12 protein-coding genes and 2 pseudogenes are annotated in these 15369 nt (G+C 54.4%); 11 read left to right on the top strand and 3 right to left on the bottom strand.

Going from position 1 to position 15369, the window contains the following annotated elements; genetic code table 11:
- Positions 1 to 42 precede the first annotated feature (42 nt).
- Entirely contained in the window at positions 43 to 897 is an 855-nt protein-coding gene (locus HDF16_RS25080; protein WP_348641429.1) for a helix-turn-helix domain-containing protein, read from the top strand.
- Positions 898 to 1168: 271 nt separating this feature from the next.
- On the opposite strand, the gene HDF16_RS31675 is transcribed toward HDF16_RS25080, so the two are convergent.
- Positions 1169 to 1690 (bottom strand): helix-turn-helix domain-containing protein, encoded by a 522-nt coding sequence (locus HDF16_RS31675; RefSeq protein ID WP_184222813.1) that lies wholly within the window; start codon positions 1688 to 1690, stop codon positions 1169 to 1171.
- 543 nt (positions 1691 to 2233) lie between these two features.
- On the opposite strand from HDF16_RS31675, the gene HDF16_RS25070 reads away from it, so the two are divergent.
- From HDF16_RS25070 to HDF16_RS32145, 3 genes are all read left to right on the top strand, one after another.
- A complete protein-coding gene (locus tag HDF16_RS25070; protein WP_221313155.1) occupies positions 2234 to 3733 on the top strand; it encodes a hypothetical protein in 1500 nt (499 codons plus the stop codon).
- A gap of 615 nt (positions 3734 to 4348) precedes the next feature.
- Positions 4349 to 4594 carry a hypothetical protein gene (locus tag HDF16_RS25065; RefSeq protein ID WP_184222809.1) on the top strand — a complete coding sequence of 82 codons (246 nt, stop codon included), beginning with the start codon at positions 4349 to 4351 and terminating at the stop codon, positions 4592 to 4594.
- A 10-nt stretch (positions 4595 to 4604) separates the two neighbouring features.
- The gene (locus tag HDF16_RS32145) at positions 4605 to 4823 is read left to right on the top strand and encodes an ECs_2282 family putative zinc-binding protein (protein WP_432432282.1); all 219 of its coding nucleotides are present in this window, start codon (positions 4605 to 4607) and stop codon (positions 4821 to 4823) included.
- Between the two features lie 213 nt (positions 4824 to 5036).
- On the opposite strand, the gene HDF16_RS30965 is transcribed toward HDF16_RS32145, so the two are convergent.
- Together HDF16_RS30965 and HDF16_RS32140 are read right to left on the bottom strand one after the other, a co-directional pair.
- On the bottom strand, positions 5037 to 6521 hold the full coding sequence (locus tag HDF16_RS30965) for a tetratricopeptide repeat protein (RefSeq protein ID WP_246410014.1): 1485 nt from the start codon (positions 6519 to 6521) through the stop codon (positions 5037 to 5039).
- Between the two features lie 609 nt (positions 6522 to 7130).
- Positions 7131 to 7355 (bottom strand): annotated as a pseudogene (locus HDF16_RS32140) (winged helix-turn-helix domain-containing protein); the annotation flags it as partial.
- A 200-nt stretch (positions 7356 to 7555) separates the two neighbouring features.
- Between HDF16_RS32140 and HDF16_RS25055 the strand changes: the two are divergent.
- The 7 genes and pseudogenes from HDF16_RS25055 to HDF16_RS25025 all read left to right on the top strand — a co-directional run bounded on the left by HDF16_RS25055 (position 7556) and on the right by HDF16_RS25025 (position 15233).
- Entirely contained in the window at positions 7556 to 8533 is a 978-nt protein-coding gene (locus tag HDF16_RS25055; protein WP_184222804.1) for a formylglycine-generating enzyme family protein, read from the top strand.
- Positions 8534 to 8604: 71 nt separating this feature from the next.
- Positions 8605 to 9276 carry a hypothetical protein gene (locus HDF16_RS25050; protein ID WP_184222802.1) on the top strand — a complete coding sequence of 224 codons (672 nt, stop codon included), beginning with the start codon at positions 8605 to 8607 and terminating at the stop codon, positions 9274 to 9276.
- Between the two features lie 231 nt (positions 9277 to 9507).
- Positions 9508 to 9813: pseudogene (locus HDF16_RS32135) on the top strand (PGN_0703 family putative restriction endonuclease); the annotation flags it as partial.
- Positions 9814 to 10703: 890 nt separating this feature from the next.
- Positions 10704 to 10988: a hypothetical protein gene (locus HDF16_RS25040; RefSeq protein WP_184222798.1), complete on the top strand. Its 285-nt coding sequence runs from the start codon at positions 10704 to 10706 to the stop codon at positions 10986 to 10988.
- A gap of 45 nt (positions 10989 to 11033) precedes the next feature.
- A complete protein-coding gene (locus HDF16_RS25035; RefSeq protein ID WP_184222796.1) occupies positions 11034 to 11249 on the top strand; it encodes a hypothetical protein in 216 nt (71 codons plus the stop codon).
- A gap of 140 nt (positions 11250 to 11389) precedes the next feature.
- Positions 11390 to 11803, top strand: a complete 414-nt coding sequence (locus tag HDF16_RS25030) for a hypothetical protein (RefSeq protein WP_184222794.1) — start codon at positions 11390 to 11392, stop codon at positions 11801 to 11803.
- 823 nt (positions 11804 to 12626) lie between these two features.
- Positions 12627 to 15233 (top strand): protein kinase domain-containing protein, encoded by a 2607-nt coding sequence (locus HDF16_RS25025; protein ID WP_221313153.1) that lies wholly within the window; start codon positions 12627 to 12629, stop codon positions 15231 to 15233.
- The last annotated feature ends 136 nt before the right edge of the window (positions 15234 to 15369 follow it).

Below are 15369 nucleotides of genomic sequence, written 5' to 3'. Positions count from 1 at the left end.
CTGGAGTAATGTAAGGAAGCTGGATTGCGATCCACACCCAATATGAAGATGGGTAATAGAATCAACTTGTTCCGAGAGGCTGTTGCCGTGCTCAAAGTCCAGTCCGCTTTGCCACATCCTCCATTGCGCCGCTACATCCGGTCGTATGTCCAACGCGAGTCCGGGCCCGTCGATCGAAACATTGCGGAGCCAGTCGTTGCACGATTGGGCGTCATGCTCGAATTTCAATTCGGAAGACACTTTGAGGTGCCGGTCTGTGGCAGTGACATCACGCTCCGCTCACCAGAAATAGGGATTATTGGACCGATGAGTCAACGCACATATTGTCTGATCATTCGTGATCACGTGGAGGCGCTAACGGTATTGTTCCGACCCCAAGGTTTCCATGCTGTATTTGGAATTCCGACATTGGTCTTTGCTGACCTAGGAATTGAGGGCCACTCGGTGTTGGGTAGCGATGTGTCCGATCTGTTCGAAAAACTCGGAAATACCAAACATTTTCCCGAACGAGTGATCCTGCTTGATCACTTCCTGACCAACGCAATGGCATCCCGCAGGCCGCTGGAGAAGGTTCACCGAGCCCTGAATCAGTTGATCGGGCCGGAGCCTACAGTTAAAATCTTCGATGTGGCCGCGATGGCAGGTATGACGGTACGTCAACTGGAAAGAAGATCTCTTGATTACACGGGGCTGACGCCTAAGATGCTTGTGCGTATTGCCCGATTCCAACGAGCCCTGCGAATGAAGTCGGACGGCTCTCCGTCATGGGCCGAGATCGCGCACCAGCTGAACTACTTTGATCAGATGCACATGATCCGCGACTTCAAAGCGTTTACCGGGGACTCTCCAGGGCGGGCAATTGGACAGATAGCCACTGATCATCTCATAAGCCTTTAGCTCATTCGCAGACCGTCTTTGGTTAAACCTACACATCCTCCGGCAACGCCCTCAGGGTCATAAAAAAGGCTGGACCGTGCAGCCGCTGCAAACCGATCGGGGCCGTATTGTTATTAAGGCTGTCAAGCTCTAGCGAATCTTAGTGTTCAAGGATCTCCGGTCACTCCGGTCCTTTCTACAACACCGATACACGAAAGCCAAGTAAAATAGGGAGCCGCAAGCATAGTCGTAGCGATCTCAGATGGCTGTCGCGCATGTCTCGGGCAAAATATTACAACGCCACAACTTTCATCGGAGCAGTAACAGACCAAGGTTGAAGGTCACCGCTTTGAACCAGAATTTGGCCCGGTACAGTTCCGCTGAGGCTACGGAAGTCGCGAACCATGTGTGTTTGGTCCAAATAGCCAAACTCGTGAGCAATGCTCAGCCAGGATCTCATAGGTTCCACTCGCTTCGTATCAAGTGCCGTTTGGAAGCGAGTCACCCGGGAGAATAACTTTGGTGACATTCCTACCTCATCGGCAAAGCGACGCTCGTACTGTCTTAAGCTCAGGCCTATACTTCTGGCCAGATCATTGATCGCCACCGTCCCCTTCTTATTGATCATGTGTGCCGCAGTCCGCATCATCAGAGTTCGGGCGCGCGCATTGATTGCGAAGGGAAGCAAGAAATCCTCCGCGGCTTGAACTCTTTCTCCAAAGCTCTCACGTTCTTGCAAACGATGAAGCAAATCTTCTGTGCTTCTGCCAAGTAAAGCGCGTCCGTCGCAATCGGCGTTCGTGAGGCCTGCCACGGGAATTCCAAAGAGTTGCTGAAGGCCCCAAGGGCGAAGGAATATCGCCAAGCCCAACTACGTTGCCCGAGAATCTCGCACCACCGTAGGGGTATGTAGATGATCCGAACACCGTCACTTCCGGTGCCAATCTACTCAATCCGCTCGGGGCCACGAGATGGGTTTCTCCGCTAAGGTAGAACCCTACCGCTTGTTCCAACGTGGCAACATTGGCTTGGGCGGCGCATGAGCCGTTAGGGATTGATCTCTGTGCAAACACACGCACGAAAGGCAACAGCTCACGCCTCGGCACTGTTGACTGAATGGTCCGCAATGTCCGTGACCCCTTCTCGAGAATGCCAGCAAACCAGTCATGACCGCAATCTAATTTCGGAGGTGAGTCTGCTTTTTCGCAGGATGTCGCTTTTCTACTATGCGCAGTCCTCCCGACGGGTCGATAGTGTTCCCATCGGTAAGCCTCGAAGTGAGCACTTGCACGGCTTCAAGTGCGACCTGAGGTTAACAATGCCATCTACTTTCGTTTCTCACATGTCTAGGTTGCTGTTGATCCAAGTTGCAGCATTCTGGATGGTTATCGCGCCGGCTCAGACAAAACGCGTCAATCAGCCGCCCGTCATCCCCAAAACTTGGGATGACAAGGCTATGAATACGCTTGAGATTCCATTGGCGAACCCAGTAGGCTCGCCGAAGGCCGTGCCCGCTGCTTATTACTACCAGATTCCGTTGAGGCCGATCTACAAGCAGTATCCGGTCTATGCGCCGGATCGCGAACCAGCGGGATACATGGATCGCCTAAAGCAGCTTGAGCCAATCATTCTTTGGGATGGGGGCGTACGCCATCCGAAGCTTGACACAGAGGAGGACTTTGTTAAAGCGGGATCTTTAGTTTTTGAAGCCTCGGTCTTCTTCAACGGGGATGTGGGTCCGGTGTTCAATCTTTCGGATGTACGCAATAAAACCTGGTGGCGGAAAAGCGGCATGCCTGTTAACTCAAAAGGAATAATGCCGTTTATGTTCTACGTTGTCCGTGAAAAGGGAAAGGTAGAGCTGGGAACATTTTCCTGTGCGATGTGTCATACAAGGATCATGAGTGATGGCAAAGTAGTGAATGGCGCTCAAGGGAACATTCCCTTTGGTGCGGCGTTGGCACAATCATCGCCTGTACCGCCTCCACTAAACCGCGCTCTCTACTCGGTCCCGTGGCTGCACCCGGATCCGATCGAGGAGGTTGTGACGATGAACGACCGAGAGCAGAGACAGCTATCTGCTGCAATTCCCGCTGGAGTGAATGCTCGTCATAGAACAAGTCTCGTCAATCCCGTCCAGATTCCTGATTTGATCGGGGTCAAACAGCGTCGCTACCTCGATCGAACTGGACTGCAGCCACAGAACGCGCCCGTCGATTTCATGCGTTACGTGGCAATGAATCAGGGGGGAGATAGTCTGTCAAGCTTTGGCGGTTTCGTGCCCGTTGGCCTGAACTTCAAAACACCGCCGGATCCGACCGATTCGATCACGGTGGGGGGCCGCTACAGCGATGAAGAGCTTTATGCTTTGACTCAATATGTCTACTCGCTCAAGCCTCCTCCAAATCCAAATAAGCCAAGCCGGCTGACCCTCCGGGGAAAGCAGTTGTTCGTTTCAGAAGGTTGCGCGAGGTGTCACAGTTTGCCAAGCTATTCGAACAACAGGCTTACTCCAACGGTTGGCTTCGACGTTCCGTCGGATCACCGATTCAAATACGACATCATGAAGACATCCGTTGGCACAGATTCAGGTCTTACTATGAAAACGAGGCGTGGCACGGGCTACTACAAGGTTCCTTCGTTGCGGGGGCTCTGGTATAGAAGCATGTTCGGACACAGTGGCTGGTGTGCCAATCTGGAAGATTGGTTTGACCCTCGAAGGCTAGAGCCTGATTACGTCCCTACCGGCTTCAGGCCTAACGGGAACAAGCCGTTTCCCGTGCTGGGCCATGCTTACGGCCTCGATCTGTCAGCTGACGACCGTAAGGCCCTCATATCTTTCCTAAAAACACTTTAGAATGCTCGTGTTGCGTGATTTGCTGCCTCGGTCTGGTTGGCCCAGGAGCGCTCGGTAAGAAGATCAAGCGAAACGCAAACCGAATGAACGCCTTGCCTCGAAGCAAATAAATACCGCAGCAGTCATTGCTACTCCAATCGTGTACCGAATGGACATGAAACCATTCTTGAGCTTACATTTGGCCGCGGGCCGCGCGTCGCGGAAGGCGGCTCGATCGGGCGCTCTTCAAGCGCTTTGGCAGAAACAAGAGACTAGCGACTCAAGCGTCTCGAAAAAAGCTTCTCGCTATTGCCGTACTGAGCATAAGATGGGCCATGCAGATCGAGGTCAATTTTAGGCAGGGGAGTTTTTTGTGCACAGAATCCGAGGAATCATCTTTGTCGTGTCGATCATAGCAACAGTCACTGCGTTGAGCAGCGTGGCCTCTCCTGGGCAAACGCGAGATAAGGACCTTCAAGAAATGCAACGCTACACGCTCACGATGCCAAACGTTACTCGATTCTGGGAGACATTGGGATCGCTGCCAAGGATGGTAAAAATCATCCTGAACTCAAAGACGCTCTAGAAACCGATGCAGAAAAACATGAAGATCTCGCAGCGGTCGAAAAACGGACTGTGGCCGTTCCTCTCTTGAAGGCGACAATCATTGAACACGGTCTCACAGTTCACGAGTTTGTCTTGATAGAAGTCACGCTATTTCAGTCCGCTTTAGCCAGCGCGCTTTCTGCGCCCGGTCCGGAGCGAGCTCAGAAAGCACGCGAAGCCGGTGTAGATCCAGTGAATCTGGACTTCATTGATAAACACAAAGCCGAGCTTGAGGCATTACAAGCAAAGAATATGCCCAAAGACAGTACGTTTTGAGGAACACTCCATGCCAATCGACTACGAAAGAATGTTGCAATATAAGACGCCACTGCGGTGCCCGGATTGCGGCGAACAGACTTTTCAGACGGACGCGGTGCTACTCTCCCCGTCTAATCTTGTCGAAGCAGAATGCACAAATTGCGGTCACCCCTTAACCGAGGAGGAGATCGCCTCCCAAGTCTCGTCGATAACGTTAGGAGCGCTCAAGGACATGCTGGCGCAATAAATGACTACGTCGTACCGGCTCCCGTGACTTTGTATGAATTGCCTATCTGAGGAGCGCTTCGGTTGCCTAGTCTCAGGGGCCTTGGATTCGCGTCAATGCCTGTAATCGCCAGTCGAGATTTAGATCTGTAAGAAAGACGATTCAGTACAGGCCAACCCGCTTGGTACTTTAGTCTGTCGCCACAGCATTTATGCCGTGGTCATCCCTTGAATCTTACCTCAAAGCTGAATATTCTCTCCTCGCTTGTCGCAGAATGGCAATATCCGGATCTGCGTTCTGCCAGAGATTCAGAAATTGTTCATATGCTATCTTCGCGCGAGTTATCTCGCCGGATAGTGCGTAAGCACGCGCAATCTGAAGCAGCGCAAGTGCTCCGGTGGGCTCGTTGATTAGTATGCCGCGATGGCCGATGATTTTCTGGAATTCTACTGCGGCCTCTCTACCCCTACCTAGGGCTAGAAAGGCATTTCCGCGAATGTAAACCGCATCGGGTATTCCGCCCAATTCTATCGGAGCGGCAAGCTGAAGTAGCTCAAGAGCCTCTGCCGGGTTTTGCTGATTTAGAGCTACCAGGGCCCGAAGAGTCGGAACCTGACGGAGCCGAATCTTGGTATCCATTGGAAAGTGTTTCTCGAGATGGTCCGCGACTTCCCTTACATGCAGTATGTCTCCAGCTAGGCCGAGGGCGTAGGCGGCGAGATAGCTGCTGTCTTTGTTTCTTGAGAGTTTAAGGGAGGCTAGTCCGTGTTGCCATGCAGACTCTCTGTCCCCCGAATGGGCCTCTATCATAGCTGAGACCGCGTTGTTATAAGCGGCGAACTGAGCGGGCGAATCTTGTCGCGTGAAGACGTTTTCGCGACGCAATTCTTCGTGTGCACGATGAAACTGGCCAGAGTAGGCGAACGTATACGCCTGCATCATGATCATCCATGGCGCCGAACCCTGCATTTTTTCGACTTCGGAAGCAGAGTTCTTCATCCCTGTCTCGTCTGCCCTAAGGAAGGCAAGTATGTACCGGTCAAGAGGATAGTTAATTCCTACGAGTTTTCGACTGGATGCGTTCTGCAAGACTAGGTCGGCATCATCAAACTGACCGAGGGCGAGGTCGTTCGACACAAGATTCATGTATCCGACAAATAGGTCGGGAGCAAGTTCGATCATCTTTTTCGCTTCGCGACGGCCCTCTTCATATCTTCCGAAAGGGGGATAGATTAGACCGGAAAGAAAACCGTGGGGGCTCGAGTCGCGAGGATATGCCTGGGCCCATGCGTCGCAGATCTCTTGAGCTTTTGCGAGGTCTCCGGTAGCGAGGATGTTGTAAGACGCGTCGATGAAAAATCTCTCGCGCTCGCTGGCATGGTCCCTCAATTGAAAGGCTCGTCGGGCACTTAGCACCGAGAGGTCGTCCAGGCCGAGATCGCCGTACATGCGACTCAGCCACGCGTGGGCTATGGAAAACTGAGGATCCAGCTCGGTCGCCCTGCGGAAGAAAGGAAGTGCGGTGGTACTGCCGCTTGAGCCAAGAGTCTTAACACCAGCACTGTAGGCTTTTAGTGCTTCGAGAGATGGTGTTGTAGCTTCTGCCAACGGAGTATCGCGGTTCTTGACGGACGCCAGCGACTCTCCAACGCGGGTGCGAAATTTGCTGGCAATCCGGCTAAGGGCGTCGAGGAGCTCTTCCTTGTGGGCGAACTGCACCTGCTCGGCATCGATCAGTGCTCCCGTCTGGCAATGAGTCGCTCGTAGGCCCAAGACATACTGATCGCCAAGACGGACGATGGATCCATCGAGGATAGCCGCCGCCCCCATGCGCTGGCAGAGTTGGTGGCTGAGCTCCGTCGTCCGAGTGACGTTAGGACTCTGTCCCATCAAGCCAAGCGTTTGCTGAATTTGCTCTTCGGGAACAAGGCTCAGGAAGGGAGACTGCTCCAACTGGACGGTCAAACCCTGGCGGAGCGTGTCGTCAAAGACAGGATCGCCAGTCGAGTTGCGGAAATCATCCAGTAAGACGGTGTCCGTCCCGGTCAGAACCGGTGTGTTGCGCCGTATCCAACGGAAACTTCCGACGGTTACGGCCAGGATCAGAAATGTAGTCGCGACGCCAAGGCTGAAGATCCTAAAGGAGTGTCGCTTGGATTGCGAAATCTTCGCAGCTTCGGTTTGAACAGGAGGATGCGATGCCGGTAACGAAGCAGACAGCTCGACTGCGACTCTAGCGGCTTGCGCCGGATCTTCGACTAATGATTCTGAAGTTGCCGGCTCCATGATCGCTTGCTGAACTTTGACAGGCGCGATGAACCTGTATCCGAGGGTAGGAATTGTCTCAATGAATCTCGCGTTCCGCGGGTCGTCTCCAAGTTGCTTGCGAATAAGAGCGATTGCGCGTGTGAGCGTCGTCTCCTCCACGAAAGTGTCCTTCCAGACAGACTCGAGGATTACGTTTTTCTCGAGCAATAGACCCCTCCTGCTCACGAGCAGGAGAAGGACACGCAGTGATTTGGGCTCAAGGGCGACTCTCTGCCCATCGCGCATCAGACAGAAGTTCAGATCGTCAAGCTCATATTCATCAAAGAGATACGTCAATGTCGCCCTCGAAAGCGTCGCCTAACAAAAGCCTAACAAGAACATCACCAGCAAGGCATGACTCCAACACCGGTGTGCCGCCAGACTACTCTTCGAACGACGAAGTTGAGAGCAGTTTCACACGTCGTCCCGATCGCAAAGGAGGATTCATGTTTATCAATCGTCAAGTGTATGTGGCACTCGCATTTATGGCCGTGCACCCGTTTGCTACCGGTCAGACTGTACACACCGGTGACCCCACACCCGCCCGAACCGCTGCAGTTTTTCAGGACTGTCCCGAATGCCCGGAGCTGGTTGTGATTCCCGCGGGTACGTTTCAGATCGGATCGCCTGCAAACGAGCCAGGGCGCTTTGACGAAGAAGGACCCCAGCGTGAAGTAAAGATTAAGAAGTTCGCGGCAGCCAAGTACATCGTTACCCGCCTGGAGTGGACAACATTCGTCCGGTCGACAGAGCAAAACACCGACAAAGGATGTGACTACAGCATGCTGCCTAAAGAACACGAAGCAAATGCATCATGGATGAATCTCGGGTTTGAGCAAGACGATACACATCCGGTGGTCTGCGTCAGCTGGAGCGACGCCCACGATTATGTCCTCTGGCTTGGTCAAAAGACTGGTCACAAATACCGCCTGCTGACGGAATCGGAGTGGGAGTACGCAGCGCGTGGAGGGACGACAACACCCTACCCCTGGGGCCAGACTGCCAGCCATGAAAACGCCAACTACGGCGGCGACGATCATGCTGGATACGGCGTCGCAGCCGGCCGCGATAAATGGGTGGGCACCTCGCCAGTCGGCTCCTTTCCGCCAAATCAGTTCGGCCTTTACGACATGCATGGCAACGTAATGCAGTGGGTTGAAGACTGCTTCTCGAAGGACTACTTGGGGCTGCCGACGGATGGCTCAGCATTTGTCGTCTCCGCTCCGATCCGGGCGACCGGAGAATTTGCCGCGATGAATGGAACTAACTCTTGTGCATATCGCATGCTTCGTGGCGGGGACTGGGGCGATACGCCGGCGATGATCCGTTCTGCATCTCGAAACTGGGCTCCCTCCCCGGGCCAATTGCTTCAGACATATAAGAGCAGCGGCCTGGGTATTCGTGTTGCGAGAGACCTTGATTGATCGTGAGAGAACTTACTTCGTGCGGCTCGTATTGGAGCGAAATCCAAACCCTAGAAACAGGAGATCTCATAATGCTTGCTTCGACAATTACGGCTAAAGGCTATTTTATAGATCGCTTACCACTCTGGTTAGCAATTCTGAGCGGTATCCTTGGCATCTTTTCGTTCGGATGCTTGATTGTCTACATTGTGACACCATCGCTCCAGATGCAGCCCTCGGGAGCTATCGACCCTATGGGCAAGCAACTCTTGACACTTCAATTCTTGACTTCAATGGGGCAGGCGCTCTTAGTGATTCCCCTGGCGGTGTGGCTTCATGACTTTCGAGGGCGACGGCACTCCGGCTCAGGTAGTGCGATCGCGATATTGGGAATTGTGGCTTTGGGTGGCGTTGCGCTCCTTCGATGCGCGGCTCTGGTCGATCCAGACGTGTCAGACATTCTCTTCATGATTCCAATGGGGCTCGTAGGTGTCTGGCTCGCTCTTGTTAATTGGAAAAATCGGCGGTCTATGCCGCGCTGGTTGAGGATACTGGGAGGGGTCGCGGCAATCTGCCTGTTGGGAGTCGGACTGAATTTTTTCCTAAACGGGGGCCTAGTTGTCTTCTCGAAAGGCACCATGGCCTACGGGGATGATGTGAACTTCCATATCGGGTTGGGATTGAGCGGGGTTCCTGGATTCACGCTGTTCCCGCTCTGGTGCATTCTCATGGGCCTTCATTTTCGGAAACCGCCGCAGATGTGATGGCCACTTTCGATTGTTGCATCCAGGCCAATGCACTCATAGAATCCACACTCAGAACAGTCGACCCATGAAACTCGGTTCTCGGAAGTGTTTTCGGCCTCGCACCCCGATGTGCGGCGGCAGGCACGACCGAACGGAGATTGATCTCAAGTCGGGAATCTTTTGATCGAATCAAAGCTCACAGAGCGGGACTTTTAGACGGGTCCGGTTCGGTTTGCCACTCGATATGCACACTTCCACGAGGTGTTCGACCCAGCGGATCTTCGGATCGTTGATTGCATGGTCTCCTCCTACCAGCTCATCCGAAACGTCCTCGCCGCATACGCTAACCCGGAGTCTCGTTTTTGCGTCATCTGTGACCGTCGGCGGCCAGATCTAATCGACGCATGGCATCGGGTTATGGCCGCCGCAAGCCGCACGACCTACGCTCTCGCCTTCAACTTTTCACTTGGCAGGAACTCGCAGCCGTTCTGCCTCTTGCACTACAAACTTTCCTTGAGGACAAGTATGCTATTCGCAGTAAGAGCGAAGGTATGACGGTGAAAGGCGGGGCTAAGTTGATGCAAGAAGTCAAATACGCACTGAACGCTGCGATAGGTATGGGCAGAGGTTCAATCTGGCTTCATCTGACTAAGAACAATACCTAAAGTTGAGATGAATAAAGCGGTCGCGACACCGGATTCTCGCATCTGATGATTTACAGCCAAAAAGGATGAACACACTATGCAGACGCAAACCACCGCGCCAAGTTAGACGGATCACGCGACTCCATATGCCCCGGTTGCCTTCTCACGATCGTCAGCCACCGAAGTGACGAACAGCACAACGATGCTGATCAGACCCATGAATGTCCCCCTGAGCTGCTCACGCAGAGGCGAATCCGGCCAAAAGACTGAACGGTCGGATGGTGGCCCGCTCTCCAACCGCCTTTGAATGGTTGACATACCGACGGTACTCACAATTTCGCCCGACAGATACCTTTGGTCAGTTACGGCTGACTTCTGAAAACCTCCATTCCCCTCGTGAGTGCTTGTATGAAACTGTTAGCGTCCTCGAATGACAAGGGCCCATGCAATGTCTCTTGCCGAACAACGAATGCAGCTCATTACCTTGCTCACATCTGAAGCTAATACTTCTTCCGATAGTGGAGGTAGATATTCGCGCGTTGCCGAACTTCATGACGAACTCGCAATGGTAGAAGCCGCTTTGGACGGAGTTCCGCTGGAACAACTTGGAATGCTGCTGTCCCGAGAAGAAGTCTCGTGGGGCGTCGGCCCTACGGAGCGAAACACAGGGGTTTCGGCAACCCTTCATATGTCATCTGGGCTTAGGATTGTGGCCGTAAGGATCAAGGCTGCGAAGCAGAAGATCGCTAAGGCATTTCTGCTAGGCGATCTCCCGTACGGAAAGCTCACCGGGAGCAAACGATGAACCAAACATTCAAACTGACGGTGATGCCTGGACTATTGAGCGAGGGCGAGTTTGCAGGCCACCTGGAGACAGTCCACTTTATCGCCAAGTCCGAGACCGAGCTACACGAATGGTGGGCTGTAAATACCGGAACGCTTGAACAGGAGTTCGGGCAAGTCGTCTCTCTTGAACTCGCGAGTCACCTTGTCGGCAGGTTGAGGGTTGGTGAAACAGTGGAATTCCCGAACAGATATGCCTTTGAGGAGGTTAAGTGCAAGATCGGTGGACGGTGGCAAGACTGAAGAGGTCAAACCTCAGAGCCAACCGGGTGCCTATCAAAGCCATCAATGCTGAAGGACGGCTCGAAGGTCATAGGGTCTCGGGGAGCGATGATGGTCAACCAGCACATGGACGAAGGAGCCCATATCGCACTTGAGATCCTCGCAAACCTGATTTACCTTACGAAGCGTGAATCCGAGGACAGTCAGAAGGTCGTCGGATACATGACGACTGCTGAGGAGCAAGTATCGAGGCTGGCGGCCACTCTGGGGCTGAAGTCTTGAGATGAGCGGTACGTTTTGATGTCGAGGCTTGAGTTTGCATTCGGATCAACAATTAATTTTTCTTGCGTCTTGCATCACACAGACCAACGCGCGGCGCGCCCGTAGAATCGGGCGATGTCTCATCGGCACCTGAGGTAATTATGGCGAAGCAAATCCTGATTCATGGTGCCGACCCGGTTCTCTTGGAGACCCGTCGCCAAATACTTTCATTGAACGGTTTCGTTGTAGAGACGGTGCTCGATGGGTCCATTCCGGCGGATCTGATGCAGACGAAGCGACCCGATCTTCTCGTCGTCTGCTCAAGCCTCCCGCCAGACTCACAACAGAGAGACATACGTGCTTCCAACGCCCTTCATCCCAAGATCAAATGCTTGGTAGTCGCCCCCCGGCTTGACACAAGCTCAGAGATGCTTGATGCCGACGCTGTTTTCCACGCCTTTGACGGTCCCGAACGTTTTGTTATTCAGGTCAGACACTGGTCGACCCGAGAAATGATTAGTCCGAAATTAGGAGCCGTGCGCTCGTTGGTCCTGGTGGCGTATCCCAAAGGCTAACGGTGAAAATCTGCCATCATCTGTGGCCGCCGCTACCGCCGTTCCCACAAGCAGCCTATCGCCGAGGCTTTCCGTCACGGCAAGCTGGCAGAGCTGCCCGCGGGAGGTAGCTCCTTCGTTCAACATCGCGCCGACGACTATGAAACCGTTCATCCGAGAGAGCAAAAGCGCGTCAAGGACGGCGCGGTGAGAATGACCAAAGAAGAGCAACAAATCATGAAAGTCTGGACCATGTCGGAAGAACCTCCAGACTGTCAGCAAGGCCTTGAACTGTTGCTAAAGTTCGCCCAGGCGTCGCCGACGCTCTCGCACTGGCGGAGCGTGTGAACTTCAATGATCCGACACGCCCCGCATTCAAACGAAACCCATTGTGGATGGCGTTCTGTCAGCACTACTCCAGTTGTGATAGTTGCAACGAGGTCTAGACCACCGAGCTGCCTCTATGGACGCCAGGGTCGGCTGGGCGGGCGGCACGGACTGAGGCTTGGAGCGCCGATAACCTTTCGGCGTGCGCTGCTGTGCGGGGCTTGTTCTGGACAAACACGAGACAGTCCGCTTCGAGGTCTAGCCTGGCTCCCAAAACTGGCGAAGCCCTTCGTACTTGGCGAGGCGAACGGTAATTATGGCGTGATACCTGATAGACATAGGGCCCATTGCTATTGTGTATGTCTTTGGCGAGATTGGACATCAGTGAGATCACTGCTCCATACGAGACCCGACGGTCCGATTGAATCCATAGCAGTTTCCGGCTTCTCGGGCTTAGCCTAAACGCGCGACGAAAGCGGAGATGCAAGGGCAGGGAAGGGGCGGCGCTGCGGATATAATGCCCCTGACTATGCAACTGGCTTCTGGCACCCTGTTGGACGAATATGAAATTCTCGGCCTTCTCGGTTCCGGAGGGATGGGCGAGGTCTACCGCGCCCGAGATCCCATCCTCAAACGCGACGTTGCTATCAAGATCCTGCCCGCGGCCGTCGGACAAAATCCAGATCGTCTGCGCCGATTCGAGCAGGAGGCGCAGGCCACTGCCGCATTGAACCATCCGAATATTCTCGCCGTCCACCGCTTCGGCATCTTTGAGGGCTTACCCTATCTCGTCTCCGAGCTGCTAGAAGGCGAGACCTTGCGTCAACTGGTCGAGCGTAAGCCTCTATCCGCGCGCAAAGCGATCGACACCGGGACACAGGTAGCGCACGGCCTGGCCGTTGCTCACGAAAAGGGCATCGTCCATCGCGACCTCAAACCCGAGAACCTCTTTGTCCTCAAAGGCGGCCGTGTCAAGATTCTCGACTTTGGCCTTGCCAAGCTGACGCAGACTCCAACTGACTCCGACGGCAGTGCACCCACCCTGACGCACGCTACCGATCCCGGGGTCATCATGGGCACCGCCGGCTACATGTCCCCCGAACAGATTCGCGGACAAAAAGTCGACCATCGCACTGATATATTCGCCTTCGGGGCCGTCTTCTACGAGATGCTCAGTGGCACTCGCCCTTTCCACCGCGCCACCGCGGTGGAAACCATGACCGCAATTCTGAACGAAGATCCGCCCTCCATCTTGCAACTCGCCCCAACAACGCCACCAGGGCTGCAGCGCATCGTTCATCGCTGCCTTGAAAAGAACCCTGAGCAACGCTTCCAATCCGCCTCCGACCTTGCCTTCGCTCTCGAAGCTCTCACAGAATCGGGCGTTTCGTTCCAAGTTCCGGCTATCCCGGTAGTGCGGCGTTTTCCCCGCCGTGGCCTCACTGCGGCTGCCGGTCTGCTGGCCATGTTTGTGCTAGTCGCCGCCGCCGGATGGTATCTGGTCGCGCGAAAAAGCTACGCACCTCCGCTGCAAGTTACGCAGTACGCGCAGATCACCCACATTGGTAATGCTGGGGACGCAGCCGGAACAGATGGAAGCAGGATCTATCTCAATCCGGGCATTTCGTATCCGATTCAGGAGGTCGCGATCTCCGGAGGAGAGGTCGAGACCCTCCACACCTCGCTAAAGAATCCCTACCTCAATGACGTCTCTCCAGACGGCTCAACACTGTTGGTCCAATCGTATGAAGCAGGCGTGACGGCTGCACCGCCGCTCTACACCGTCCGCATCCTCGGAGGCGCGCAGCGCTACCTCTTGAACGCATCAACAGCCCTTTGGTCCCAGGACGGCAAGTCGATCTTCTACGCAACCGCGAATCACGACCTCTACCAGATGCGAAGTGATGGCACCGAGCCGCATAAGCTCGCTCCTTTGGGAGCGGGGGGCGATATGACCTCCTTGAACATCGCGCCAGACGGCCAGAGCATCCGCTTCGCGCGAGACAAGAAGTTCTGGGAAATGTCGGTAAACGGCTCGAACCTCCATGAGCTCTTCCCTGGCTGGCATGCAACCAGCCAAAAATGCTGCGGTGCCTGGTCCGCAAACGGAGAGTTTTTCTTCTTCGTTGCCGGGCCAGGATCGCAGATCTGGGCTTTGGACGATCGGCGGAGCCTCTTTCATCGACCCTCCGGGCAGCCATTCCAGTTAACATCAAGTCCGCTTCGATGGGGAAATGTCGTTCCGTCTAAAGATGGCAGGAGCCTCTTTTCGCTCGGATCGACGAGTCGAGGAGAGCTTGTGCGTCACGATCCGAAATCCCGCCAGTTTGAGCCCTTCCTCGACGGTGTCTCTGCAAGTTTGGTTTCCTTCTCCAAAGACGGGCAGACCGTAGCCTATGTCTCCTATCCCGAAGGCGATCTTTGGAAAGCCAACAGGGACGGAAGCGGGCGTGTGCAGCTTACCGATAGTCCGTTGTTTCCAGAGTGGATCAGTCTCTCGCCGGATGGCTCCCAGGTCGTATTCATGGCCCGGACACCGCAAGACCGCGAACAAGGCTGGATTGTCTCCACGCAGGGCGGGACGCCCCGCCGTCTTCTACCCGGCGAGCAAACACAGCAGACCGATCCCAGCTGGTCTCCTGACGGAAGCAAGATTCTCTTTGCTACCAATTTGCAGGGCGGACCCGACAAAGACAGCTCAATTCATATTCTCGATCTGGCGACCAATCAACAGACAGCCCTGCCCGAAGCAAACGACAAGTTCTCACCACATTGGTCTCCAGACGGCCAGTCTATTGAAGCATCTTCCCTCGATCTCTCTACCTTGAACATCTTCGATCTCAAAACTAAACATTGGTCGACACCCTACGAAGGTCTGTTTGCGTATGCGAACTGGTCCAGCGACAGCCATTACCTGTATCTGCTGCGATACGCAGGCAGCAATCCGGCGGTGCTGAAAATTCCTGCCAAAGGTGGAACGCCGCAGGTCGTCGTAGACCTAAAGAATTTTCGCCCCACGGGCGCTCTTGGTCTGTGGCTGGGCCTCGACCCTTCGGACTCCCCTCTTCTGCTCCGTGACCTTGGAAGCAGCGATGTCTACGCGCTCTCGCTCGAACACAAATGAGTGATCAGTGAAATCTACTCACACCCCTGAGGCTTCTGTCGGGCAGAGGAAGCATATGGGCCTCACGCCCCACCCTGATAACCGGAGTTGTCGTGGGCAACTCCCAGGATCGGACTACGCAGAGGAATCACTTAGC

This window comes from Granulicella aggregans (genome assembly GCF_014203275.1).
Classification (GTDB): Bacteria; Acidobacteriota; Terriglobia; order Terriglobales; family Acidobacteriaceae; genus Edaphobacter.
Note: the sequence above shows the minus strand (reverse complement) of the source record. Positions and strands in the feature narration are given on the sequence as shown.